Genomic DNA, 24,108 nt, shown 5'->3' on the forward strand with positions numbered 1-24,108 from the left:
TCCAAAATATTTTCTCCGGCTCCGTCTTCCGTGAAATAATCATCCGGTGAACTGTTAGAAAATTCGTTCTTGGCAGATTTATAATCGATTCCCATTGTCACCAATGTATCAATGAATATGGCATCCACCGGAATCTTTTGCTGTGCCAGCAGCTGAACCGCTTCATTTTCGCCGTCCTTCAAAACCGCCAGCAGAACATGCTCTGTGCCGAGCACATCACTTCCGTACTTAACTGCCATCTGGGCGGCAAGGCTTAAAATCTCCTCTGTCCTGGGAGTAAAGGTTTTTACCTTTGTACGCCTCTTTTTTTCTGCAGTACGCGCCTTGAAAGCTTCTGAAAAAATCTCCTCAGACACCCCGTGCATCTTCAGTATCTCACAGGCCAGAGACCCCTTCATTTTAAGCAGTCCAAGCAAAAGAGACAAAGTTTCTATATGTTCTGCTCCAAGCCTCGCGGATATCTTTCCCGCCTCCTCCAATGCATGGCTTAAATATCTGGTAAGTGGTAATTTTCTCATTCTGTCCTCCTAATTTCTGTCAAGCTGTCCATATACGTGGCCGATCAGCTGATATAATTCTTCTCTCGTCACACCCTTGCAGATGGCCTGCGCCACCAAAATCTGAAGGCTCTCTTCCAATTCCTCCAGCTGCTTTGCCTTTTCATTGGCATCCACGCTTACGACTGCGCCTTTCCTCCGGTCCAGCTTCAAATAGCCTTCTTCTCTTAATATAGCATATGCTTTATTTACCGTATGCATGTTTACTCCTAAGATTTGTGCCAGCTGGCGCACCGACGGCAGGGACTCGCCATCCTGGATGTCGGAACACGCAATACCAACGATGATCTGGTTTCTCAGTTGAATATAAATGGCCTGATCGCTGTTAAAATCTACTTCAAGCAGCATATTCATCACTTCCTTCTTTCATATTTTTTGTTATACTTAGACTATAATAAATAGCACGGAATGTCAATGTAAAAAAATAGAGAAGCAGGGCAGAGAATTTCTTCTCCATCCTGCTTCCCGAATACAAGTTTTTACGCCTCGTCGATAGCTTTTCCTATGTCATTTCTTTTATATTTGTTTGCAAAATCGATCCATTCTGTGGCCTCGTATGCATTTTTACGGGCAGCTTTCAGGTCACCGCCCTTTGCCACGACGCCGAGTACCCGTCCGCCGTTGGTCACGATCTTGTCTCCGTCAAACTTTGTCCCCGCATGGAACACATAGTAGTCATCCTGGTCTTTAAACTTATCGAGTCCCTTGATCTCAAAACCCTTCTCATACTTTTCCGGATATCCGTCAGATGCGAGCACCACACAGACTGCCGCATTTTCCTCAAATTCCAGAGTAACATCGGAAAGTTTCCCGTCAATACAGGCTTCCATCACTTCGATCATATCATTTTTCATCCGGGGCAGGACTACCTGCGCCTCCGGATCTCCGAATCTGGCGTTATATTCCAGTACCTTCGGTCCGTCTTCTGTAAGCATCAGCCCTGTGAACAAAATGCCTGTGAACGGACGCCCTTCGGAAGCCATGGCATCCATCGTCGGCTGGTATACATATTTTTCACAGAATTCTTCCACTTCTTTCGTGTAGAATGGACTCGGAGAAAAGGTTCCCATACCTCCAGTGTTGAGTCCTTTGTCTCCGTCTTTGGCACGCTTGTGATCCTGTGCGGAAGTCATGCACCGGATGGTCTTTCCGTCGCAGAAAGCCAATACAGAAACTTCTCTGCCGGTCATAAACTCTTCGATAACGATCTCATTGCCGGCATCCCCAAACTGTTTGTCCAGCATTAAAGTCTTAACGCCCGCCTTTGCTTCCTCCAGAGTCTCACAGATCAAAACTCCCTTGCCCAGTGCCAGTCCGTCAGCCTTGAGTACGATCGGCATCTTAACGTTCTCGAGGTAAGCGAGTGCCTGCTCTGGATCGGTGAAATTCTCATAGGATGCTGTTGGAATATTGTATTTTTTCATCAGATCTTTGGAAAACGCCTTGGAACCCTCGATGATCGCCGCATTTTTGCGGGGACCGAACACTCTGAGTCCTTCGGCTTCAAAAGCGTCTACGACACCTCCAACAAGCGGATCATCCATTCCGATGATCGTCAGACCGATTTGTTTTTCCTTTGCGAACGCCACCAGTTTGTCAAACTCCATGGCTTTGATGTCCACGCACTCTGCAAACTCCGCAATACCCGCGTTCCCAGGGGCACAGTAAATTTTGTCTGCTTTCGGGCTCTTTGCCGCTGCCCAGGCAATGGCATGTTCTCGTCCTCCGCTGCCAACAATCAGTATATCCATCCTTTTATCCTTTCTTTTATTTCTTAATCTTTACATGTCCTTCTGAAACTGAAACTCTTCCCTCTGCGATCAGATTGATCACCTCAGGAAGGATCACCCACTCCGCCTGTTCCATGATCCGTCTCTGCAGAACTTCCGGTGTGTCATCGTCTCTTACCTCTACAGCCTTCTGCATAATGATCGGACCCGTATCCGTACCTTCATCTACAAAATGAACGGTGGCGCCTGAAATTTTGACACCTCTCTGAAGCGCCTGTTCATGGACTTTCAGTCCATAGCACCCTTTCCCGCAGAAAGACGGAATCAGAGACGGATGAATGTTGATGATCCTGTTTTCAAACTCACGGATGATTTTATCAGGTATTACTACGAGACATCCGGCCAGCACTACAAGATCAATCTCTCTGCCAGCCAGCTCCTGATAAAGTGCTTCGTTAAACAAATCTCTGTTCTCAAAATCTTTCGGTGACAGTCCCACTGCCTGGATTCCATGCTTCCTGGCACGCTCCAATGCATAGGCCTTTTTATTATTGCTGATCACCACGTCGATCCGGGCATTGGAAATCCGTCCTTCCTCAATGGCGTCAATTACAGCCTGCAGGTTGGTTCCGCCTCCAGACACTAATACTGCGACTCTTAACATACCGTCACACCTTTTTCACCGGCTTTGATCTCACCTACTACAAATGCCGTTTCCCCGGCACGTTCCAGGGCTTCCAGCGTATCGTTGACGCTCTTTTCGTCCACGGCCACCATCATGCCGATTCCCATGTTGTATGTATTATACATCATCTTTTCGTCAATATCCCCGGTTTCTGCAAGCAGCTTAAAGATCGCAGGCACTTCATATGCGTCCTTGTGGACCACCGCATGGGCCCCGTCCGGAAGCATTCTTGGAATGTTCTCATAAAAACCGCCTCCGGTAATGTGGCTGCAGCCTTTGATTTCCACACCCGCTTCTTTGATCGCCTTCAGTGCTTTGACATAGATCTTCGTAGGTGCCAGGAGCGCTTCCCCGAGAGTTGTTCCTAATTCTTCATGGTAAGTCTCCAGTGATTCTTTTGACATATCGAACACTTTGCGCACCAGAGAATACCCGTTGCTGTGGATTCCTGAGGATGCGATGCCGATCAGCACGTCTCCCTCTTTGATCTCTTTTCCGGTAATCAGGTCCTTCTCGTCTACGATTCCCACGGCAAAACCAGCCAGATCATATTCGTCTTCCGGATAAAATCCCGGCATCTCGGCAGTCTCCCCGCCGATCAGTGCCGCATCAGACTGTCTGCAGCCCTCTGCCACCCCGCTTACGATGGTAGCGATCTTCTCAGGAAAATTTTTTCCGCATGCGATATAATCAAGAAAGTATAATGGCTCCCCGCCTGCACACGCGATATCATTGACGCACATCGCCACACAGTCAATCCCGATCGTATCATGCTTATCCATAAGGAAAGCAAGCTTTAACTTTGTTCCAACCCCGTCGGTGCCGGATACAAGAGTTGGATTTTCCATGTCCTTAAACTTCTTTAATGAAAAAGCCCCGGAAAATCCTCCGATGTTTGTCAAAACTTCCTCTCTCATTGTGGCCTGTACGTGCTTTTTCATGAGTTCTACGGACTGGTAACCTGCTTCGATATCCACTCCTGCCTTTTTGTAATCCATTTTTATCCTCCTAAAAAGTATATCTTTTTAAACTCAGACCCGATCCCCGGGACAGGTCCTGTCTATTTTCCAAAATAACTGTCAACGCCGTCTGCAATTCCTTTCGCCATCTTTTTCTGAAAAGAACTCTTCTGCATCTTTTTGTCTTCTTTTTTATTCGTCATAAATCCCATTTCGATTAGTGTCACCGGGACTTTGCTCCAGTTAGTGCCCGTCAGATCATTCCGCCCTGAAAGTCCCCGGTTTCTGATCCCGGTAGCTTTGCAGTATTTTTTCAGCACATCCCCGGACAGCTTCCTGCTGCGTTTGCTCAGCTTTTTTACATAGGGATTGTTCTTGGTCGGGTATAATGCTGAGGCACCGCGTACTCTTTTTCCCGACGCATCTGCATGAAGACGGATACAGATATCGGCGCCGCTTTTATTCACCAGCAGCGCTCTTTTCTTATTGCTGATGTTGACGTTCTGCTTTCTTCTTACCATGTAGACTTTATAGCCCCTTTTTTTAAGCTCCTGCTCGAGTCTCTTGGCCACACTGAGGGTCAGCTTTGATTCCGGTACTTTCGTCGCTGCTCCCTGTGTACCTGATGCCGCTTTTGCTTTCTTCCTCCGGGAACCCAGTCCGATTGGCTCTTTCCTGGTGTCACCCTTTTTCTGATGTCCGGCATCGATCGCCACCGTGATCTGGCGTGTCCCCGCCAGAGTATCCCGATTTTGTAATGCAGTCCCTGCAAGTCCGGCACAAACAGCCGTACATAAAAGTACGGCTGCAAGTCTTTTCTTATTCATAGTTCTTATAGCCAACCTGGTCAAGCTTATCGGCCTTCTTTACTACAGATTCTTTCATTGTTGTCCTGTAATCTTTCAGTTTCTGAAGAAGACCGGCATCAGACGAAGCCAAAATCTGTGCTGCAAGGATTCCTGCATTCTGCCCTCCGTTGATAGCAACGGATGCAACCGGAACTCCGGACGGCATCTGAACAATGGAGTAAAGAGAATCCACTCCCCCAAGATCGGAAGTTTTCATCGGAATTCCGATGACCGGCATCGGGAACAGTGCTGCACACATTCCCGGAAGATGTGCTGCTTTCCCTGCACCTGCGATGATAACCTTGACTCCGCGCTCCTCGGCTCCTTTTGCCCACTCAAAGAAAATATCCGGTTCTCTGTGAGCAGAAATAATGGTCATCTCAAAGTCAATCCCCATCTCCTCTAAAAAATCTGCCGCCTTGCTCATCACAGGCATATCGGAATCGCTCCCCATAACAATCGCTACTTTTGCCATAATTCTGTCTCCTTTGTCATAATTCGATTTGTTTTCTTTTATTCTACCCACTGTATCCGGTTACGTCAATGGTTCGTTCAGGATTTCTGTGCCCGGGAGGACAAATTTTCCTTCCTTTATCAAAGCCGTTTTCCTGCCGCCGAGGCCGATCACGCAGATGGAATCCAGCTCCTCATAAGGAATGGTGATATCCGTATGACAGTTAAAATATTCTCCTTTTTCTGAAAAACAGTTGCTCTTTGCCACAATCTCTTTTCCGTCAGGATTGTGAAGCTCGGTTGCTTCGCTGTGGCTGTAACAGGTGTCTCCCACTGCAAAATGAGGTCCCATTTTTTCGACGATCAGGATTGGAAGCTGATATAAAATCCCAAACTTCTGTGCCATGGCATAGGCCGTAGTATTGGTTCCGACAGCAAACTCTCCCATGGGAAGAGTCTCCCTGTTATAGAGAAGGTTCTGCTTTATATATGCCTTATTATCTTCTTCCGAATCGAAATTCCGGCAGGAATACTCTGTAATCATACCGTCTTTGAAAACCAGTCTCAGATCGATAAACTTCAGATCTCTTAAATAGACCTCACTCACATGAAGCACTCCGCTGGTTCCGTTTAATTTCGGTGAAGTAAACACCTCACCAACCGGAATGTTTACATCTGCCAGACAATTTTCAAAGTTAGTCTCCTTCTCAGGATCTTCCAGCTCGTGCATGGCCACATAGAGGTCTGTTTCGTTCTCTCCCGCTCCCTTTATATGGACTTCCACACCCTGGTCCAGGGCATCGATCAGATGCTGCTGGATTTTCTTATATTTTTCTTTGTCCAGCGTATTGACCTTAGCCACCTCCTCGAAGATTGCTTCGAAGTTTTCCCCTATTTCCGGGATCGGATATGCGATGATCGTAAAACTCCGCTCCTCCGGTTTCATATACTCGTTGGCAATCCTGCCGGACTCATTCTGGTACTCCACAGAAAGCTTTTGCTGCTTCTCGGAAAGACGCAGAGCAGTCTCTTTATTCTCCGGCGTAAACGGCAGTTCCCCGAACGTCTCCATGCATGCAGGTCCTGCAAATGCTGCAGCCTCCTCCTTCAATTTTTCATAGGCATTCCGATAGCTTTCCAGCTTGTGGCTCATAAACGCTTTGTTAAAAAACAGCGCTTGGTCAAATCTGTGGTCATACTCAAACTGAGGGTTTGGACTTGTGGAAATGTACCCGACTTTTGACATCCCTCTTGTAATCACACCCGTAGTGCCCCGGTACAGAATCGGAGTCAGCCCGATCTCTTGAAACTGCAGTGCAGCCTCCCTGATGATTGGTTCGAACCCGAGATGATACCGGATATTTACGGTTGTTTTTTTTGACATATCAATGTTGTTGATAATAAAGCCATCGTGATATCCGTCCACAAAAGTTTTGGCAATCTCTTTCATCCGTTCCTTAGGAAGACTGTTTAAAAAAGAAAGCATCTTTGTCTCATTTTCTGAGACATACTCACCATACAGATATAGAACATCCGTATTGTCCAGATCCTCCTTCATCACAATATCTGATGCAGAAGACACACACGGATCCAGCTGCTCCCTGACACGGTTATAGCAGAGTTCCTGGCTGTAATCTCTCATATGGTCAAAGATGACCTGTTTTGCCGTCTTTCTCTGTACATCCCCTTCCAGAAACAGCTGATAGATTTCTAAAAACAGTTCATTCATAATTGTCAGCTCAAACAGCTGTCCTTCCACCGCATAAACAAAGCAGCCCTGGATTTCTGCATACAAAAAGCACAAAATATCCCCGAACTCTTCCCCAAAAACATTCCGGGCGTAGTCCGGATTTCCATAGCATACATCATACTCAGACGGCAGAATTTGCTCATACCACTCTTTGTTCCACTCTTTCAGCTGAAACAGCTGTTTGTCTTTTGTTCCATATACTTCGTCGGCAAATAAAAGCCTCTCCGCCATTTTTCTGAAATAATCCAAAAAAGGCTCTTTTACAGAGTCTTCCTGTAAAATAGCCTTGAGCCTTTCCTGGTTCAGAAAATGGCGTTCCATTAATAATTCATCCACGTTATAAGCTCCTTTTAATATTTCCGTTTTCTATATTTTTCTCAAAAACTTCCTGAATATACGCCCAGAGTACATCAGATCCCTGACTGGTATACTCATTTTTGCTCATAATCTGGTCAATGCAGACGTCATGTTCTCTCCAGGCCCTTCCCTCTGTGGCATCATTCAAAAGAACCGGCTGAATCCGGTCCAGTGTATTCGCAAACTTGGATTCCGGTGTTTTACGGTCCTCAAATTCCTGCCACAGTTGAAACAGCTCTTCTGCCTGATCTCCGGGAAGAATGTTGAAGATCCGTTCCGCCGCTTTCTGTTCTCTTGCCGCTTTCGTACCATTTCCGGCTTCGTCGTACAAATAAGTGTCTCCTGCATCGATTTCCACCAGATCATGGATCAGAACCATCTTGATCACCTGAAGGACATCCACCGGTTCCTTTGCATATTCAGATAGAAAAACAGCCATCAGTGCCAGATGCCATGAATGCTCCGCATCATTTTCTTTTCTTTCCCCATTTGTCAGATTCGTCTGACGAATAATGTCTTTGAGCTTATCCACCTCTATGATAAACTCCATCTGTTTCTTAAGTCGTTCCATAACTCCCTCCTAAATCAATCCGATCACAAACAAAGCAGCTGAAAACAAAAGCACCGCTCCGTTTGTAATACTTCCGACCACTTTCCAGACCCTGATGGATGCCGTATCATGATAGCTGCGCACTGCCAGCATCATTCCAAAGACAGAGATGCCAAACAGCACCCACGCAGCTGCGCCGAGCAGTATTCCCCCGTTTCCGGCCGCCTGAAAGGAAGCTCCGACTAAAATAAGATAGCCGAAAATTCCTATGGCTCCGAGAATACTGGAAACTGCTGACTCCCTGGATACAACGTGATCCGACGGACGATAGGCCTGACGTTTCTTTTTATTAACCCGCATATTATTTCCTCCGGTAAATCGTGACGGAAATTTTGTAGATGATATAACCGATCAGTCCGCCAATCGTGTTTAACAGTAAGTCGTCCACGTCAAAGACCCCAACCTTAAAAATATACTGGCAGCTTTCAATGATCAAACTGAATAAAAATGATCCGAGGACAACTTTTATCAGTCCCCGTTTTTTCTCTGTCATGACAGGCAGCAGAAATCCAAACGGACTGAATGCAAAAACATTTCCGACCAAATTTGTTATAAATGCCTCCGGGGTAAGCAGGGATCGATACATCCAGAACCGTTTGATCTCTTTAAACAATTCCAGATTTACATGGGATGTATCATACCCAGTCTCTCTGCCGTAACGCTCACTGAACAGCACAAAATAAAACATCACAATGAGATACAAATAAAATAAAATCCGGCAGCCAAACCTGGCTGCCCTTTTCTTTTTTCTTGTCACAAATAAACCCTTCTTTATTGAACGCCATACTTCTCATAGTATGCGTCAATAGCTGCCTTTAATGTATCGTCGATAATAACTTTTCCATTATAAGGTTTATTATACAAGTGTTCCACCACTTCCTGCATCGTTACGATGGCCGTAGTTTCCAGCCCGTAATTTTCACGGATCTCTTCCAGGGCGCTCTTTGTTCCCTGTCCCCGTTCCATCCGGTCCACAGAAACCACGAGCCCCAATACATCCACATCACCCTGGGCTTTCACGATCGGAAGTGTTTCCTGGATGGAGGTTCCGGCTGTGGTCACGTCTTCAATGATCACGACCTTATCTCCGTCTTCGATCGGACTTCCAAGCAGGATTCCTGTGTCCCCGTGATCTTTTACTTCCTTGCGGTTTGCACAGTATTTGATATCCTTCCCATAGGTTTCAGAGATTGCAATGGCGGCGGCTACACTCAGCGGGATTCCCTTGTATGCGGGTCCGAACAAGACATCAAAGTCAAATCCGAATTTCGCCTCAATGGCCTTTGCATAATAAGTTCCAAGCTTCTTTAACTGGGCACCGGTCCGATAAAATCCCGTATTTACAAAGAACGGCGTGTTTCTTCCGCTTTTGGTCACAAAATCTCCGAATTTCAAAACGTTGCAGTCGATCATAAATTCAATAAACTCTTTTTTATACTGTTCCATCATGTTCCTCCTTATGTTCAGCCTTCTGATATTCTCTGTAATAAAACCCGATCACATCTTTTCTTGTGACGATCCCAATAAACCTCTGTTCATCGTCGATGACCGGAACAAAATTCTGGTCTTTGATCACATCCACCAGGTCATCCATATCTGTATTGATTGTCACGGGCCTGTTGTCCCTTCTGCGCTTCATATCTTTTAAAAAGATCAGTTCTGCCTTCTCAAGGTCAAATCCGGCATCATCCGTCATTGCCCATAGAAGGTCCCCCTCCGTCACGGTTCCCACATACTTTCCGTCGCCGGTCAATATAGGAACTGCCGAGTATCCATGGTATTTCATTTTCTCCAGCGCCTGTCTCAAAGTATAATCTTCCGGCAGATATGACACATCTTCCTTCGGCGTCAAGAAAAATAATATATTCATGCTGACCTCACTTCCGTCATCTTTTGCAGTTTACTTTACACATCCGATCAATTCCCGGATATCTTCTATGTTATGGCGTTCCATGTAAGACTTTATCCCCTCGATCACTTTGACAGTCGCGCACGGATCCGTAAAATTCGCTGTTCCTACAGCTACCGCAGCGGCTCCGGCCATGATAAACTCCAGGGCATCCTCTGCAGTAAGGATTCCTCCCATTCCGATCACCGGAATCTTCACCGTACTGCACACCTCATATACCATTCGCACTGCCACCGGCTTGATGGCCGGCCCTGAGAGTCCCCCTGTTTTATTTGCCAGAAGAAAATCCCTCTTCTCAATATCAATTTTCATTCCGGTCAGAGTATTAATCAGAGACAGCGCATCACTTCCCGCAGCCTCTGCGGCCTTTGCCATTTCTTTAATATCTGTCACATTGGGACTCAGTTTCATGATAATCGGCTGCTTTGCCTTTGCCTTTACTGCTTTTGTAATCTCGTACAATGCTTTTGGATCCTGACCGAAAGCAATGCCTCCCTCTTTCACATTCGGGCAGGAAACATTGATCTCCAGAAGATCTGCGGGCTGGTCAGACAGCCGTTCCACTACCTCAAGATAATCCTCGGTAGTTTTTCCGCAGACATTGACGATCACAGTGGCTCCTGCCTCCTTTAAAAACGGCAGATCTCTCTTAATCATCACGTCAACACCCGGATTCTGAAGTCCTACCGCATTGAGCATACCTCCGTAGGTCTCAGCAACTCTCGGCGTCGGATTGCCCGGCCAGGGCACATTGGCAACACCTTTTGTCGTCACCGCTCCAAGGCTGGACAGATCGACAAATTCACTGTATTCCTTCCCGGAACCGAAAGTCCCGGAGCCTGTGGTCACCGGATTCTTTAAAGAAACTCCTGCGATCTCTACTCCCAAATTCATCAGAGTTCTACCTCCTTTGCGTCAAATACAGGCCCATCCTTGCAGACCCGCTTATTATGGACATGGGTATGCCCATCCACTTCTTTTGATTTGCAGACACACGCAAGACACGCACCGATGCCGCATGCCATTCGCTCTTCCAGAGAAATCTGGGCTTCCAGCCCCATTTCCGCCGCATAAGCTTTGACACCTTTTAACATAGGTGTCGGTCCGCAGGCATAAATGACAGCACCCTGTACCGCCTGTTCTCTGACGGCATCAATCACATTTCCTTTTGTCCCCAAAGAACCGTCTTCTGTTGAGACATAGACATCGCCGTATGGCTCAAATTCTTCCTTTAAAAAAGTATCCTGATCCCGATAGCCGAGCACGATGCTTTTCTCACAGCCCAGCTGTTTTGCAAGTTCCAGCATCGGAGGAATCCCAATGCCTCCGCCGATCAAGATCGCTTTTTCTTTTTTCATTGTAAATCCATTGCCCAGGGGACCCAGCACGTTTATCCGGGTTCCTGCTTCATAGGTACTTAAAAGTTCCGTTCCCCTGCCCGCAATCCGGTATACAAGCCTGATTGTGCCCTGTTCTCTTTCAATACCACAGATACTGACCGGTCTCGGCAAAAGTTTGCTTCCGTCGTTGACGTAGACAGATACGAACTGACCCGGCACAGCCTCCCTGGCCATATCTCCAACATTCAGCGTCATGTCAAAAATATCTGCGGAAAGCTTCTTCTGGCTGAGGATTTCAGCCTTTATGTTCTGTTTTCCCATATACTTCTCCTTATTTTACAAATGCTTTTTTCAAATCTTCTTTCATATCCAGCACCGCCTGTCTGGATGCATCTGCATAATTCTCAGCCCCAAAGCTGCTGTACTGTTCCTGTTTGTACGCACAGATGATGCCTCTGGAAGAATTGATGATGGCTCCCAGCCCGTCCTCATTAAAGAACGGTTTTAAGTCCTCTGCTTTCCCTCCCTGCGCACCGTATCCCGGAACCAGAATGTAGTTTTTCGGCATGATTTTTCTTAAGACTTCTCCCATTTTCGGATAAGTTGCCCCTACGACGGCTCCGATATAGCTGTAATTGTCTCCCATATGGCTTTCGCCCCACACAGCCACTTTCTCTGCCACCAGTTCGTATAACGGTTTTCCATCTACAAGCTGATCCTGAAATTCTCCGCTGGAAGGATTGGACGTCTTGACCAGAATAAACAGACCCTTCTTCTCCTCTTTGCATACATCAATAAAAGGCAGAATACCGTCACTGCCAAGGTATGGATTTACCGTCAGAAAATCCTCATCGAATCCGCGGTATTTTTTGCTGCCCACCTGTACTGCTCCGGCATGTCCCACCGCATAGGCCGCTGATGTGGAGCCAATATCGCCCCTCTTAATATCGCCGATCACCACAAGTCCCTTTTCCTTTGCATATTCACAGGTTCTATGAAAAGCAATGAGGCCCTCCACCCCGAACTGCTCGTACATAGCAATCTGAGGCTTTACCGCCGGAATCAGGTCGTATGTAGTGTCAATAATTCCTTTATTATACTGCCAGACTGCTTCCCCGGCACCCTTCAAAGTTTCACCGAATTCGTCAAATGCTTTCTTCTTTATCTGGTCAGGCACATAATCAAGCATCGGGTCCAGTCCCACCACGATCGGTGCATCCAGCTGTTTTATTTTTTTTACTAATTCATTGATCATGTCAATTCTCCTTTATATTAATGAAAATGGACGAGATGGACATAGTTTCTTCTGGAAAAAGCCGACGAATAAAGAAATTTTACTTTGAATAGTCCATTTTATTCGAAGAATACCTTTCCAGCAGACATTATGTCCATTTTCTACATGATTGGAGTGAGGCATTCTAAGAGCCGAACGGAAATCATGTGGAAAATGTCATACTTAACTGAAATCATAACATAAAAAGAAGGAGAAAAAAAGAGACGATCCAAAAAGGACCGCCTCTTTTAGGCTAAAAAATAACTGCAATTTTTGTTCCCCTGCCTACTTCACTTTCCACTTCGATCTTTGCGCCGTGGTATTTTGCTCCGTGTTTTACGATAGAAAGTCCAAGTCCCGTTCCTTCCCTCTCGCTGGAGTGGCTTTTATCTCCCCGGTAAAAACGTTCAAAAATACGGTCCGCATCTTCCGGCGGAATGCCGATACCGTCATCTTCTACAATCACGGCAGCCCGCCCTTCCATGACAGCGGCGGTTACAAACACATGACCTCCCCTGTCATTGTACTTAACTGCATTTTCCATGAGATTATACAGCATTTCGTATAAGATCTGGCGTACCCCTGAGACTTTACACGGTGAGCCGAGAACCTGAGTGTCAATTCCTTCCTCTGCCGCTTTCATAGAAAGAGAGTTTTTGATCTCCAAAGCCAGCTGATACAGATCAACCTCTTCTTTTTCCTGTATAATCTGATTTTCATCCAGTCTGGACAGTTTGATGATACCCTCTATCATGGAAATGAGCCTTCTGGCCTCTGTGTAAATCTTTTCCGAGAACCGGCCTACATCCTCCTGCTTTACGAGTCCGTCTTTCATAAGCTCCGCATATCCCGAAATCGTCGTCAGCGGAGTCTTCAGCTCATGAGATACATTGGCAGAAAATTCTTTTCTCAGTTCTTCTCTTTCTTCTTTTTCTGTCACATCAATCATCATCAGCACCGCTCCTTTCACTGCGCCTGATACCGTCACCGGATTGGCCATCAGCAGGTACTTGCGCTCGCGAAATTCCATCACTTCCTCAAAAGCCTCACCATTCAAAGCTGCCTCCACCGCCCTGCGGAATTCATGGCTGCGGTTAATGGACAATACATTCTGGTTGCTGCACTGATCTTCCCTGATGTCAAGAATCCGAAGAGCACTCGTATTGTAAGAAAGCACCACAGATTTATCATTGAGGATCAGAAAGCCTTCGCTCATATTTTCTGTAATCGTCGTAAACTCGATCTGCTTTTCCTTGATCTCTCTGATCTTTTCTTTGATCGCTTCATTCTGCCGGTGAATCCTCACCAGCAGAGGTGACAGCTCGTCATAGGTATTTTCATCTTCCGGATGCTCCAGGTTGATCCGGTTGATCGGCTCAATAATCCTTCCGGTGAGGAGTCTTGAAAGGGCCAGCGCCAAAACAAAAACCACTGCCATCATTAAAATCAGAACAGGCAGTACGCCCTCCACCTGATTAAAAATAGTCTGAGTCTCCCGGCTGAGCCGTAAGACACTGCCGTCCGAAAGCTTTACAGCATAGTAATACGTTTGTTTTTTGAGGGTCTTAGAAATCCTTGTACTCTCGCCGGCCCCATTTTTTTCCGCTTCTTTGAACTCTTTTCTATTTCTGTGATTGCTCATGGACTTTTCTTTTCCCGTACTGTCATACAGGACTTTCCCGTCCGCAGCGATCAGCGTGATCCTGCTGATCGTGATATCTTTGTATGCATCCAGACTCTGGTTCTCATGCTGGTTCAGGGACTCCGCCATATATCCGGCCTCGTTCTGAATTCCCTCTTTTACCTGGGACATATATCTTCCGTAAGCGACCACAGATAAAAATACCGTAGTGCACACCACCGTGATCAGGGCAATGTAGCTCATATTCAGAAATATCTTACGCTTCATTCATTTCCTCCAATGCGGTAACCGATCCCTCTCACAGTTTCGATCATAGATCCGCATTCTCCAAGCTTCTGGCGCAGGGTACGGATATGGACATCCACCGTCCGGGTCTCGCCGTCAAAATCATAACCCCAAATATTTGTGAGAAGCTGGTCTCTGGTGAGCACATTGCCTTTGCTCTCCATCAGCATACAGAGCAGGCGGAACTCTTTGTAGGTCAGCTCCACCTTTTCACCGTCTGCCAGCACCTTATGCTTTCCCACATGGATATAGAGATTTCCTGCCGAAAGTTCTTCCGTCGGCTCCTCTTTTTTTACCCGCCTTAAAACCGCTTTGATCCGGGATACCAGTTCCATCATGCCGAAAGGTTTTGTAATATAATCGTCCGCTCCGCTGTCTAAGCCCAGCACCTTGTCATACTCGGCGCCCTTCGCCGTCATCATGATCACCGGGATATGCTTTGTCTCAGGATTGCTCCTGATCTTCCTTAAAATACTAATGCCGTCTTCCCCAGGAAGCATAATGTCCAGAAGCACCAGTTCAGGAATCTTTCCAGCCGAAAGATCTTTAAAAAAGCTGATGCCGCTTTCATATCCCCCCGCATCAAATCCTGTACTCTGAAGAGTATAAATGACAAGTTCCCGTATGTTCGCATCGTCCTCGACAATATAAATCACAAACTTCCTCCTTTATATTCCCCGGTCATAGAGAATTCTACCCATTCGGCGATATTGCTGGCGTGATCGCCGATCCGCTCAAAATACTTGGCAATCATGACAATCGCTACACAGGCCTCTCCTTTTTCCGGGTCCTCATGAATCAAAGAGATCACTTCTTTTTTCACCTTTGAGAACAGAGCGTCCACCTCGTCGTCTGCTTTGATCACCTCATTGGCCGCATCCAGATCTTTTTTTACAAAAGAATCCACAGCTTTTGTGACCATGGCGAGCGTTCTTGCAGCCATCATCAGAACATGGGTGTGATGATTCATCACAGTCACCACATCACTCTTTTTTACAATGCCCGCGATATCCACAGCCTGATCCCCGATCCGTTCCATATCAGAAACCATTTTAAGCGCTGCTGAAATCACCCTCAAATCCCCGGCCACCGGCTGCTGCTGGAGCAGAAGCTTCATACATCGTCTCTCTATGTCCCGCTCTTTCTGATTGATCTCTTCTTCCAGATCATTGATCCTTGAAATCATCTCTTTGCTCTTTGTATCTACCAATTTCCCTGCCAGATGAATCATATCCTCACAGAGGGCACCCATCTCGATCATTTCAATATTCAGCTGTTCAAGCTGTCTGTCAAACCGATTTCTCATATCAACCAAACCTTCCTGTAATATAGTCTTCTGTTCTTTGATCTTTCGGCATGGAAAACAGTTGATCGGACTTTCCATACTCTACGACTTCCCCTAAGAGGAAAAATGCGGTCTTATCGGAAATACGGACGGCCTGCTGCATATTATGGGTTACCATAATGATAGTATACTTGGATTTCAGTTCTGCCGCAAGGTCCTCGATCTTTGAGGTGGAAATCGGGTCCAGGGCAGACGTCGGCTCATCCATCAGGAGCACCTCCGGCTCCACTGCCAGAGCCCTGGCGATACAGAGTCTCTGCTGCTGGCCTCCCGAAAGGCCCATGGCACTTTTTTTCAGTCGGTCCTTCAGTTCATCCCAGATTGCCGCGTTTCTCAGAGATTTCTCCACGATCTCATCCAGCTGCGCTTTGTTCCTGACTCCATGTGTCCTCGGTCCGTAGGCTACATTGTCATAGACACTCATAGGAAACGGATTCGGTTTCTGAAATACCATACCCACCCGTTTCCTGAGCAGATTAATGTCCATATCTCCGTAAATATCTTCTCCGTCCAGAGTGACTTTTCCCGTAATCTTACATCCTTCCACCAAATCATTCATACGGTTTAATGACTTTAAAAGTGTAGATTTTCCACAGCCGGACGGACCGATAAATGCCGTGATCTCATTCGGGGAAATATCAAGATTGATCGCTTTGAGCGCTTTAAAATCCCCGTAATATAAATCCAGATTCTGTACTTTGATTTTAGATTCCATGTTCTATCCTTTCGTTATCCGCTTGGCAATAAATGTCGACACCGCGTTAATGACGATCACTACGATCAGCAGAACCACCGCTGTGGCGTAAGACTGATTGACGTGCAAACCCTCGCTGGAGAGTGCATACATATGGACTGATAATGTTCTCCCGGAACCCATCACATTGGATGGTATCTCTGCCACTGTTCCGGCTGTATACATCAGCGCCGCCGTCTCTCCTACGATTCTTCCCACTGCCAATATGACTCCGGACAAAATGCCGGGCACCGCAGACGGAAGCACGATCTGAAAGACCGTCCTAAGTTTTCCCGCTCCAAGCCCGAAGCTTCCTTCCCTGAAAGAATCCGGGACAGATTTTAATGCCTCCTCGCTGGTTCTCATCACAGCCGGCAGAATCATAATCGCCAGTGTTGCGGCTCCCGATAAAATGGACAGTCCCCATTTTAATGTGGTCACAAAGAACAGCATACCAAACAGTCCATATACAATCGACGGAATTCCTGAAAGAGTTTCGGCAGTAATCCTGACGATCCCCACAAGCCGGTTTCCCTTCTTGGCATATTCCACAAGATAAATCGCAGAAAAGATTCCCAGCGGCACTGCAAATAAGAGCGCCAGTGCTGTCATGCTGACCGTGTTGACCATGGCCGGAAAAAGTGATACATTCGTCGATGTGTATTTTAAAGAAAACAGATCTTTTGTAAGATACGGAACCCCATGCACCAAAATATATCCGATCAGATAGATCAAAATTCCCGCCGTAAAGACCGTGGATATCAGCACCAGCAGATACAGAAGCAGAGAGAGCGGAGTTCTTTTGTAAGAAGAAAATCTCTGTTTCCTTGTGACCTTATTCACCTGTTTTATACCGTTTAATGGCTTTGCTGTCATCGCCTCCATCAGAATTCCTCCTTATGTTTTAATGCAGAAAAAGAAAGGTTAATCAGCAGGATAAAGACAAACAGCACCACAGCCGTGGCGATCAGCGCTTCTCTGTGCAGATCCGTGGCATATCCCATTTCCAATACGATATTCGCCGTCAGTGTCCTGACTCCCTTAGCAAGTTCCATCGGCATCCTGGCCTGGTTTCCCGCAACCATGACAACCGCCATAGTCTCTCCTATGGCTCTTCCAATCCCTAACACCACACCTGCCAAAATACCGGATTTCGCCGCAGGCAGTACTGTAAAAAACACACTTCTCTCGTGGCTCGCCCCCAGGGCCAGTGAACCTTCGTAATAGCTGTCCGGCACTGCACGGATGGCACTCTCAGAAACACCGATAATCGTCGGCAGAATCATGATCCCTAAAAGCAGTGACGCCGTAAGAATACTGTTTCCGTTGCCGCCAAAAATATTTCTGACCATCGGCACCAAAACGACCATGCCGAAGAAGCCATAAACCACAGATGGAATTCCTGCCAAAAGATCCACTGCCGGCTTCAGTATTTTATAAAGCTTCCCGCTGCAGAACTTTGCCATGAAGACCGCCGTAAAGATTCCGACAGGGACACCCACGATGATGGCTCCCGCTGTGATATAAAGGCTTCCCATGATCATTGGGAAGATGCCAAAGAATCCATTCTTTGGCATCCATCGCTCTCCGACCAGAAATTTTACCGGTCCGATCTCCCCAATAGCGGGTAAGCCGTTCATGAACAGGAATGCACATATCAGTATGACTGCCAGTATGGAAGTACAGGCTGCGGTCAGGAATACGCCTTTCATGATCTTTTCTTTGTACTGTTTCATCTTTATTTCCCCACTATCTCTCTATTTGCACTATATAGCTTTATTTCACGTCGCCCCAGGAAATCACTTCACCTGTAAAAATACCTTTTATCTGGTCACTTTTAAGTTCAGATACCTCGTTTTTCTTGTTTACGATCACTGCGATTCCATCCTGTGCGATGACTGTAGGCTTCACGCCTTTTTTCACCTCGCTGTCTGCAAGTTCTCTGGATGCCATCCCGATGTCGCAGACTCCGTCCACTGTGGAAGTCACTCCTGTTGTAGAATCACTCTGCTGAACTTCGATCTTTACATCTTTGTTCAGTGCCGTATAGGCCTCTTTTAACTTTTCCATGACAGGGGTAACAGATGATGATCCTGCCACAACAATCTTGCCTTTTGCCCCGGCTGCTTTGTATGCGGAAGCCTTGTCATCGACCGTAATATATCCATTGTCTGCGACCACTTCCTGGCCTTCTTTGCTCATTATGAATTTCATAAAATCTTTAGCCTGGTTACTCAGCTTCTTCTCATTTGTCACAATGTTGAACGGACGCACGATCTTATAAGTCTTGTTTTTTACATTTTCGGTACTCGGCTCTGCTCCGTCAATCTTCAGGGCTTTTACTGTATCATTTAAGGACCCTAAAGATATGTATCCGATTGCTGCCTCATTCTCGGCGATTGTCGTCATCATAACGGAAGTAGAGTTGGTGATCATTGCCTCCGTTGTCGTGTTATCTATCTTATTTCCGTCACTGTCTTTTTCTTCGATCCCAAATAACTCAATAAACGCTCCTCTTGTGCCGGATCCGTCTTCTCTGGATACAACGGTGATATCTTCACCTGCTGCTTTTTTACCTTCGTCTTTGCCTCCGCAGCCTGCCAGTAAAGTTGTCGCTGCCACTGCTGTCAGAAGAACACTTAAAATTCTTTTCCTCATCTTTCTCATAATAATCTCCTTTTGGCTTTTCATCGCTACAAGTCATATCTTACTTGTCCAATGTAAAATTCAAAAGACAGGTTATGTTAAATCTGAGTAAAACTTCACAGAAAACATATCGGTATTTTACTTTTATGAAAAAAACAAAAAAGAACCTATGGATCAGCTCATAGATTCTTTTTTTCCTTCTTATTCTCAGATCAATACTGATACAGCCAATAAGACCCATTTGTCTGTCTTCCTGATTTTGCGACCTTTATATAATAAGTGCCTTTGCTGCCCTTAAAACTGAACCGTTTGATTTTTTCTCCTGACAAAGTCAGAGATTTTACAGGCTTTTTTCTGCCCTTTTTATAGACAGTAAACCTGATCTTTCCGGAGTTCATATAAGTTTCTGCTTCCATTGATATCTTTTTCCGTTTCTTCGGAACTGAAATTCGGTACCATCTGGACGCTCTTTCTGTTACTGTATACAAATCATACTGTTCCCGAAATCTTTTTAACGTCTTTGCTTTTGTTTTCTTCGTCTTATACTTTGCCGGGATAAATGTCTTGATCACACAGAGTGAATATCCCTGTTTTATGTCTGCCTTTGCTGCAATCCGGTAGGTTCCCCTCTTCAGTCCATAGACAACCGTTCCTGTATCACTGGTAAAATAAGACTTCTGCTGCCGTCCTATATTCTTCCAGCGTCCGTCTTCTCTTCTCTGGACGTAAAATACAACCGGAGTTTTCTGTTTCACGATCGGAGATGCTGTGATATCCGCTGTCCCCCGTTTTGCCATGGTAAAGGAGTGATACGTGTATTTTCCCTGTCCGCTCTGAATGTAGGAAACCTCATTGGATAGCTTACGCGGGTTATCTTTGATGACAAACGGTGCGATAAAAACCGTGGTAAAGTCTTTCGGCAGCCTCACATAATAGGTTCCCGGTTCTGCTTTAAGTTTCACGGCCCCATCCGGTATCCGCTGTCCCACAGGCTGCTTCTGACCATCCAGGAGAGACGGCATCTGTGCGTTGTCTTCTTCCTGAAAAGATACAAGGATCAAACTTCCCGCTTCCTTCACCCTGAGTTCGACCAGTCTGTCACTGTGATCTCTCAGATAGGACTGGGTAAAAGTATACATGCCGTCTCCGTACATCATATACATGGAAGCCTCATCCATACTGCTGAACCGGCTCGCTTCCATATTTTCTTCATTCATTCCGGACGCTTTAGCACTTCTTTTTATTTTTACGTCCGCTGAGATATTTCCCGCACTCTCAGGCTCATTGGCAGAAACAGATACCGGAAATCCGATGAGTTCTGCACACAGAACAACAGCTACAATGATACTTGTAAAACAGATACCGTATCTTTTCATAAGACACCCCTCCTTCGTATCTGCCCTGTCAAAGCGGCTTTATATGATCAGTCAGAAATTTGTTTATAGTATCATTATATCATGCAGATATCTCAGAACTATGACATTAACATGAAGTTTTTAATCTTGTGACAGATCGTAAACATTCCCTTTACAGATTGTGTAATAAATCTTGCCGAAAAGTTTCCAGCCTTTGAACGGTGAGTTTGAGGCCTTGGAATAAAACTTCTCTACAATATACTCCTCGTCCTCTTTAAACAGAACCAAATCTGCCGGTTTTCCCTCCTGTATTCTTCCCTGTTCCAGGTGATAAAGTTTTGCGGGATTGACCGTCATTTTTTCCAGGAGTTCCATCAAAGTTAAATGTCCTTCCCTTACCAGTTTTGTAATACCAAGTCCCAGAGAAGTTTCCAGTCCGGTAATACCGCTCGGTGCCTTTTCAAGGCCTGTTGCCTTTTCTTCCACAGAGTGAGGCGCATGGTCTGTGGCGATAATCTCTATGGTGCCTTCCTTCAGTCCCTCGATAATCCTCTCTCTGTCTTTTTTTGTCCTGAGCGGCGGATTCATCTTGGCCAGGGAGCCGTAAGTGAGAACATCCTCTTCTGTCAGCGTAAAATGATGGGGTGCAGCTTCCGCTGTCACATGAGCACCTTTCGCTTTGGCATCCTTTACAAGATCAACGGCTTTGGCAGAACTGATATGCTGGATATCCACAGATGCCCCGGTTTCCAGCGCCAGCCGGCAGTCTCTCTCTACCATCACCGCCTCCGCTTCGTCAGAAGCCCCGCCGTACTCAAGCTGTTCGGCAACCTTTCCGGCATTGACTCCCGGGCGCTTAATATATTTCGGATCTTCCTCGTGAAGACTGACCGGAACATCAAGTTTTGCCGCAGTCTCCATAGCCCTACGGACGATCTCTTCGTCCATGAGCGGAAGACCGTCATCTGTAAATCCCAATGCCCCATGGGCTTTCAGCACCTCCATGTTAACGAGTTCTTTCCCTTTAAATCCTTTGGATACCGCCGCAGTCTGGACAAGCCGGACCGGCAGTTTCTGTGCCCGTTTCAGAATATCATCCAGAATCTCCGTGCTGTCCACCACAGGCTTTGTATTTGCCATACAAACCACCGTGGTGACACCTCCGTGAAGGGCCGCCCGGCTCCCGGTCTGCATATCTTCTTTGTGTGTAAATCCAGGGTCTCTGAAATGCACATGGACATCGATCAGACCAGGAGCCACAACCATACCTTCTGCATCTATGATCTGCTCAAAATCTGCTGTTTCTGTATTTCCTATACTTTTAATCTTTCCACCAGAAAGAACAAGATCAGTCACTTTATCAAATCCGGTTTCCGGGTCCATGACTCTTCCGTTTTTAATTAAAATCATATAAATCTCCTCCTGCTGATTTTATTTTATCATAACATATGAGCCTGAATACGGGCAATAAAACAAAGCACAGAGAAAAACTTCCTGCCGCCCGGCTAAAAAGGAATTCCTCTGTGCTTCGTATAAATCTTTGATGTTGTATTTAGTTTAACTGGTCCTTTACCGCCTCCAGTGCGTTCTCCACATCTTCCTCAGTAATCTTCTGAGCCGATTTGACCTTTACGACATAGTTCTTATTTTTCACTGTGATTCCGCCGATGGCCTCATATGCAGTCTCATCGTTGATCTGCTTGATCACCGGGATAAACTCACTGTCTTTGGCGGACAAGGCCTCGCCGATCTCGTAGGTATGTCCCTTTTCCTCCAGCGCCATAATCTCCTCTGAGATATGTTCGTCGATATCTTCTTCCAGAATTTCTTTGGAAGTTCCCTCGCACTGTTTGTACTGAACGCTCATATTCTGAACAAAAATGCTGTCATCCGCAGCTTTTGTATTCATCCTTCCCTTTACAAAAAAGCATCCGCCCACTGCCAGAACAATCCCCACTGCGGCCAAAAACTTTTTATTGAATACCAATTTTCTCATAGTTTCTCCCTTCCTGTTGCCTGATATGATTTAGTATACCAGAAAAGTATGATAAAACTATGCAGAAAATATTACAAATTTCTTAGGATAATAAAAAGATCTTCCCCCAGCGGACAACCGACCGTTGATTCTCTTCTACCCGTATATCGATTAGACCCCATTCAATCAGCTTTTCCATTGGGAACCTGGTATTTGTTTTCTTCGGCATATTGTTTCCGTTTCCTCACAAAGGTCGGCGCTGTCATCCCCAGGCTTAATGCTGCATCCCTCACATTTCCAAATGTTTTATAAGCCTGTTCCATATACTGAAGTTCAATTCTGTGAAGTTCAGATTTCAGGTCGATGGATGTACTCTTTTCTTTTTTCCGTTTTTTTGCTTTAAGTGTTCTTTCCCCTGTCTCTACAGGGATACTCTCCGGTCCGATCAGGTCCTCATTGCTGATGATCACAGCCCTCTCAACCAGATTTTTCAATTCCCTGATATTCCCCGGCCATCGGTATTCCTTCAGCAGTTCCAAAGCCTCAAACGTAAACTCCTTCCGAAATCCGTATTTCTTATTGAGCTGTCCCAAAAAGAGCCTGGCAAGCGGCTCTATGTCTTTTCTTCTCTCTCTCAAAGGCGGGATGTGGATCGGAAATACCATCAGACGGTAAAACAGGTCTTCCCTGAATGCTTTTTGTTTCACCATTTCTTCCAGATTCCGGTTTGTGGCCGCAACAATTCTCACATCGATCTTTACCGGCCTGCTCCCTCCGATGCGTTCCACCTCCTGCTCCTGCAGAACCCGCAGGAACTTGACCTGCATATCAAACGGCAGTTCCCCGATCTCATCGAGAAAAATGGTTCCTTTATCTGCCAGTTCAAACAGACCGAGCTTTCCGTTTTTACTGGCGCCCGTGAATGCTCCCTTTTCATATCCGAACAATTCACTTTCCAACAGATTGGGAGGAATTGCACCGCAGTTAACTTTGATAAAACTTCCGTCTTTCCGCCTGCTGTTCTGATAAATATATCTCGCGAACTCTTCCTTTCCGACTCCGGTCTCCCCAAGCAGCATGACCGTTGCATCCAGCCCGGATACTTTGTCTGCCCAGAACAAGGCATCCAGGGTATTTTTATCCTGGGCCACCATACAGCTGCCGAAAAATTCCCCCTGGACGTGCCGGAGCTTCTGCCGGAGTTTTTCTTCCTCCTGTTTTTTCCTTCCCATTTCTTCTCTCAGATGATAAATCTCAGTCAGGTCCCTTACATTTGTGACGACCATGATGATCTGCCCTTCCTTGTCGCAGATCGGGCTGCTTGTTATGACCGCCTTTTTTCCTGTCTTAAACTCCTGCTCCAGGGTCACCACTCTTTTTTCCCTGATAGCCATAAGAGAACCGGACACGGAAATTACATTCCCGCGCTCCAGTTCCTCCATGTTTTTCCCGAGCATATCTGCTCTGTCAAGTCCGGTGATCGTCTCATATGCCCGATTGACTTTGATTGTGTTTGCCCTGCCGTCCGTGATATAAATGCCATCGAAGGAATTCTCAATGATAGCATCCAGCCGCTCACTGGCTTCCTGTATATTTGAAAAAATCTGAGGTTTTTCCTGCTTCCCGTCCATTCTCTCTCCTTCTCTCAAAAGAATC

General features: G+C 46.1%; 27 protein-coding genes. All 27 read right to left on the reverse strand.

Features of this window, described 5'->3' with window-relative positions:
• Window positions 1–518 (reverse strand): Clp protease N-terminal domain-containing protein (locus tag QVP35_RS14180; RefSeq protein WP_288187946.1); only part of this gene is annotated, 518 nt, incomplete at its 3' end.
• Between the two features lie 9 nt (window positions 519–527).
• Window positions 528–905, reverse strand: coding sequence for a GntR family transcriptional regulator (locus QVP35_RS14185; protein ID WP_009290300.1), 378 nt, complete (start codon window positions 903–905; stop codon window positions 528–530).
• A gap of 131 nt (window positions 906–1,036) precedes the next feature.
• Window positions 1,037–2,308, reverse strand: a complete 1,272-nt coding sequence (purD, locus tag QVP35_RS14190; protein WP_022261293.1) for a phosphoribosylamine--glycine ligase — start codon at window positions 2,306–2,308, stop codon at window positions 1,037–1,039.
• Between the two features lie 16 nt (window positions 2,309–2,324).
• Window positions 2,325–2,951, reverse strand: a complete 627-nt coding sequence (purN, locus tag QVP35_RS14195) for a phosphoribosylglycinamide formyltransferase (protein WP_009290297.1) — start codon at window positions 2,949–2,951, stop codon at window positions 2,325–2,327.
• Window positions 2,945–3,970 (reverse strand): phosphoribosylformylglycinamidine cyclo-ligase, encoded by a 1,026-nt coding sequence (purM, locus tag QVP35_RS14200; protein ID WP_009290296.1) that lies wholly within the window; start codon window positions 3,968–3,970, stop codon window positions 2,945–2,947. Before purM ends, purN begins: the two co-directional genes overlap by 7 nt.
• Window positions 3,971–4,032: 62 nt before the next feature.
• The gene (locus QVP35_RS14205; protein WP_009290295.1) at window positions 4,033–4,758 is read right to left on the reverse strand and encodes an N-acetylmuramoyl-L-alanine amidase family protein; all 726 of its coding nucleotides are present in this window, start codon (window positions 4,756–4,758) and stop codon (window positions 4,033–4,035) included.
• On the reverse strand, window positions 4,751–5,254 hold the full coding sequence (gene purE / locus QVP35_RS14210; RefSeq protein WP_022261295.1) for a 5-(carboxyamino)imidazole ribonucleotide mutase: 504 nt from the start codon (window positions 5,252–5,254) through the stop codon (window positions 4,751–4,753). Before purE ends, QVP35_RS14205 begins: the two co-directional genes overlap by 8 nt.
• Before the next feature lie 60 nt (window positions 5,255–5,314).
• Window positions 5,315–7,303 (reverse strand): aminopeptidase, encoded by a 1,989-nt coding sequence (locus tag QVP35_RS14215; RefSeq protein WP_039930541.1) that lies wholly within the window; start codon window positions 7,301–7,303, stop codon window positions 5,315–5,317.
• 16 nt (window positions 7,304–7,319) lie between these two features.
• The gene (locus tag QVP35_RS14220; protein ID WP_006568103.1) at window positions 7,320–7,910 is read right to left on the reverse strand and encodes an HD domain-containing protein; all 591 of its coding nucleotides are present in this window, start codon (window positions 7,908–7,910) and stop codon (window positions 7,320–7,322) included.
• A 9-nt stretch (window positions 7,911–7,919) separates the two neighbouring features.
• The gene (locus QVP35_RS14225; RefSeq protein ID WP_006568104.1) at window positions 7,920–8,249 is read right to left on the reverse strand and encodes a hypothetical protein; all 330 of its coding nucleotides are present in this window, start codon (window positions 8,247–8,249) and stop codon (window positions 7,920–7,922) included.
• A 1-nt stretch (window position 8,250) separates the two neighbouring features.
• Window positions 8,251–8,706: a VanZ family protein gene (locus QVP35_RS14230; protein ID WP_022261296.1), complete on the reverse strand. Its 456-nt coding sequence runs from the start codon at window positions 8,704–8,706 to the stop codon at window positions 8,251–8,253.
• Between the two features lie 14 nt (window positions 8,707–8,720).
• A complete protein-coding gene (pyrE, locus tag QVP35_RS14235) occupies window positions 8,721–9,395 on the reverse strand; it encodes an orotate phosphoribosyltransferase (RefSeq protein ID WP_009290291.1) in 675 nt (224 codons plus the stop codon).
• Entirely contained in the window at window positions 9,382–9,819 is a 438-nt protein-coding gene (locus QVP35_RS14240) for a CBS domain-containing protein (protein ID WP_009290290.1), read from the reverse strand. Before QVP35_RS14240 ends, pyrE begins: the two co-directional genes overlap by 14 nt.
• A gap of 30 nt (window positions 9,820–9,849) precedes the next feature.
• Entirely contained in the window at window positions 9,850–10,752 is a 903-nt protein-coding gene (locus QVP35_RS14245) for a dihydroorotate dehydrogenase (protein WP_009290289.1), read from the reverse strand.
• Entirely contained in the window at window positions 10,752–11,519 is a 768-nt protein-coding gene (locus QVP35_RS14250) for a dihydroorotate dehydrogenase electron transfer subunit (protein ID WP_009290288.1), read from the reverse strand. Before QVP35_RS14250 ends, QVP35_RS14245 begins: the two co-directional genes overlap by 1 nt.
• A 10-nt stretch (window positions 11,520–11,529) precedes the next feature.
• The gene (gene pyrF, locus QVP35_RS14255; protein ID WP_022261297.1) at window positions 11,530–12,453 is read right to left on the reverse strand and encodes an orotidine-5'-phosphate decarboxylase; all 924 of its coding nucleotides are present in this window, start codon (window positions 12,451–12,453) and stop codon (window positions 11,530–11,532) included.
• Between the two features lie 271 nt (window positions 12,454–12,724).
• Entirely contained in the window at window positions 12,725–14,380 is a 1,656-nt protein-coding gene (locus tag QVP35_RS14260) for a sensor histidine kinase (protein ID WP_022261298.1), read from the reverse strand.
• Window positions 14,377–15,054: a winged helix-turn-helix domain-containing protein gene (locus tag QVP35_RS14265; protein WP_006568085.1), complete on the reverse strand. Its 678-nt coding sequence runs from the start codon at window positions 15,052–15,054 to the stop codon at window positions 14,377–14,379. Before QVP35_RS14265 ends, QVP35_RS14260 begins: the two co-directional genes overlap by 4 nt.
• Window positions 15,051–15,704: a phosphate signaling complex protein PhoU gene (phoU, locus tag QVP35_RS14270; protein ID WP_006568084.1), complete on the reverse strand. Its 654-nt coding sequence runs from the start codon at window positions 15,702–15,704 to the stop codon at window positions 15,051–15,053. Before phoU ends, QVP35_RS14265 begins: the two co-directional genes overlap by 4 nt.
• Window position 15,705: 1 nt before the next feature.
• Entirely contained in the window at window positions 15,706–16,458 is a 753-nt protein-coding gene (gene pstB, locus QVP35_RS14275) for a phosphate ABC transporter ATP-binding protein PstB (protein ID WP_006568083.1), read from the reverse strand.
• Window positions 16,459–16,461: 3 nt separating this feature from the next.
• Window positions 16,462–17,361, reverse strand: a complete 900-nt coding sequence (gene pstA / locus QVP35_RS14280; RefSeq protein ID WP_009290285.1) for a phosphate ABC transporter permease PstA — start codon at window positions 17,359–17,361, stop codon at window positions 16,462–16,464.
• Entirely contained in the window at window positions 17,361–18,212 is an 852-nt protein-coding gene (pstC, locus tag QVP35_RS14285) for a phosphate ABC transporter permease subunit PstC (RefSeq protein ID WP_009290284.1), read from the reverse strand. The genes pstA and pstC overlap by 1 nt, the downstream gene beginning before the upstream one ends.
• Before the next feature lie 40 nt (window positions 18,213–18,252).
• The gene (locus QVP35_RS14290; protein ID WP_009290283.1) at window positions 18,253–19,143 is read right to left on the reverse strand and encodes a substrate-binding domain-containing protein; all 891 of its coding nucleotides are present in this window, start codon (window positions 19,141–19,143) and stop codon (window positions 18,253–18,255) included.
• Window positions 19,144–19,334: 191 nt separating this feature from the next.
• A complete protein-coding gene (locus tag QVP35_RS14295; protein ID WP_009290282.1) occupies window positions 19,335–20,498 on the reverse strand; it encodes a hypothetical protein in 1,164 nt (387 codons plus the stop codon).
• A gap of 120 nt (window positions 20,499–20,618) precedes the next feature.
• The gene (locus QVP35_RS14300; RefSeq protein WP_009290281.1) at window positions 20,619–21,887 is read right to left on the reverse strand and encodes a dihydroorotase; all 1,269 of its coding nucleotides are present in this window, start codon (window positions 21,885–21,887) and stop codon (window positions 20,619–20,621) included.
• Between the two features lie 142 nt (window positions 21,888–22,029).
• Window positions 22,030–22,473: a hypothetical protein gene (locus QVP35_RS14305; protein WP_006568076.1), complete on the reverse strand. Its 444-nt coding sequence runs from the start codon at window positions 22,471–22,473 to the stop codon at window positions 22,030–22,032.
• A 161-nt stretch (window positions 22,474–22,634) separates the two neighbouring features.
• A complete protein-coding gene (locus QVP35_RS14310) occupies window positions 22,635–24,083 on the reverse strand; it encodes a sigma-54 interaction domain-containing protein (RefSeq protein WP_009290280.1) in 1,449 nt (482 codons plus the stop codon).
• Between the last annotated feature and the right edge of the window lie 25 nt (window positions 24,084–24,108).

Source organism: Anaerostipes sp. CAG:276, from assembly GCF_000432215.1.
GTDB classification, from domain to species: Bacteria; Bacillota; Clostridia; order Lachnospirales; family Lachnospiraceae; genus Anaerostipes; species Anaerostipes caccae.

What these genes read in the sequence shown, in the direction of transcription:
- QVP35_RS14185 (WP_009290300.1), bottom strand. Translation starts at nt 905, where the DNA reads ATGCTGCTTGAAGTAGATTTTAACAGCGATCAGGCCATTTATATTCAA.
- purD (WP_022261293.1), bottom strand. Translation starts at nt 2,308, where the DNA reads ATGGATATACTGATTGTTGGCAGCGGAGGACGAGAACATGCCATTGCC.
- purN (WP_009290297.1), bottom strand. Translation starts at nt 2,951, where the DNA reads ATGTTAAGAGTCGCAGTATTAGTGTCTGGAGGCGGAACCAACCTGCAG.
- purM (WP_009290296.1), bottom strand. Translation starts at nt 3,970, where the DNA reads ATGGATTACAAAAAGGCAGGAGTGGATATCGAAGCAGGTTACCAGTCC.
- QVP35_RS14205 (WP_009290295.1), bottom strand. Translation starts at nt 4,758, where the DNA reads ATGAATAAGAAAAGACTTGCAGCCGTACTTTTATGTACGGCTGTTTGT.
- purE (WP_022261295.1), bottom strand. Translation starts at nt 5,254, where the DNA reads ATGGCAAAAGTAGCGATTGTTATGGGGAGCGATTCCGATATGCCTGTG.
- QVP35_RS14215 (WP_039930541.1), bottom strand. Translation starts at nt 7,303, where the DNA reads ATGGAACGCCATTTTCTGAACCAGGAAAGGCTCAAGGCTATTTTACAG.
- QVP35_RS14220 (WP_006568103.1), bottom strand. Translation starts at nt 7,910, where the DNA reads ATGGAACGACTTAAGAAACAGATGGAGTTTATCATAGAGGTGGATAAG.
- QVP35_RS14225 (WP_006568104.1), bottom strand. Translation starts at nt 8,249, where the DNA reads ATGCGGGTTAATAAAAAGAAACGTCAGGCCTATCGTCCGTCGGATCAC.
- pyrE (WP_009290291.1), bottom strand. Translation starts at nt 9,395, where the DNA reads ATGGAACAGTATAAAAAAGAGTTTATTGAATTTATGATCGACTGCAAC.
- QVP35_RS14240 (WP_009290290.1), bottom strand. Translation starts at nt 9,819, where the DNA reads ATGAATATATTATTTTTCTTGACGCCGAAGGAAGATGTGTCATATCTG.
- QVP35_RS14245 (WP_009290289.1), bottom strand. Translation starts at nt 10,752, where the DNA reads ATGAATTTGGGAGTAGAGATCGCAGGAGTTTCTTTAAAGAATCCGGTG.
- QVP35_RS14250 (WP_009290288.1), bottom strand. Translation starts at nt 11,519, where the DNA reads ATGGGAAAACAGAACATAAAGGCTGAAATCCTCAGCCAGAAGAAGCTT.
- pyrF (WP_022261297.1), bottom strand. Translation starts at nt 12,453, where the DNA reads ATGATCAATGAATTAGTAAAAAAAATAAAACAGCTGGATGCACCGATC.
- QVP35_RS14260 (WP_022261298.1), bottom strand. Translation starts at nt 14,380, where the DNA reads ATGAAGCGTAAGATATTTCTGAATATGAGCTACATTGCCCTGATCACG.
- phoU (WP_006568084.1), bottom strand. Translation starts at nt 15,704, where the DNA reads ATGAGAAATCGGTTTGACAGACAGCTTGAACAGCTGAATATTGAAATG.
- pstB (WP_006568083.1), bottom strand. Translation starts at nt 16,458, where the DNA reads ATGGAATCTAAAATCAAAGTACAGAATCTGGATTTATATTACGGGGAT.
- pstA (WP_009290285.1), bottom strand. Translation starts at nt 17,361, where the DNA reads ATGGAGGCGATGACAGCAAAGCCATTAAACGGTATAAAACAGGTGAAT.
- pstC (WP_009290284.1), bottom strand. Translation starts at nt 18,212, where the DNA reads ATGAAACAGTACAAAGAAAAGATCATGAAAGGCGTATTCCTGACCGCA.
- QVP35_RS14290 (WP_009290283.1), bottom strand. Translation starts at nt 19,143, where the DNA reads ATGAGAAAGATGAGGAAAAGAATTTTAAGTGTTCTTCTGACAGCAGTG.
- QVP35_RS14295 (WP_009290282.1), bottom strand. Translation starts at nt 20,498, where the DNA reads ATGAAAAGATACGGTATCTGTTTTACAAGTATCATTGTAGCTGTTGTT.
- QVP35_RS14300 (WP_009290281.1), bottom strand. Translation starts at nt 21,887, where the DNA reads ATGATTTTAATTAAAAACGGAAGAGTCATGGACCCGGAAACCGGATTT.
- QVP35_RS14305 (WP_006568076.1), bottom strand. Translation starts at nt 22,473, where the DNA reads ATGAGAAAATTGGTATTCAATAAAAAGTTTTTGGCCGCAGTGGGGATT.
- QVP35_RS14310 (WP_009290280.1), bottom strand. Translation starts at nt 24,083, where the DNA reads ATGGACGGGAAGCAGGAAAAACCTCAGATTTTTTCAAATATACAGGAA.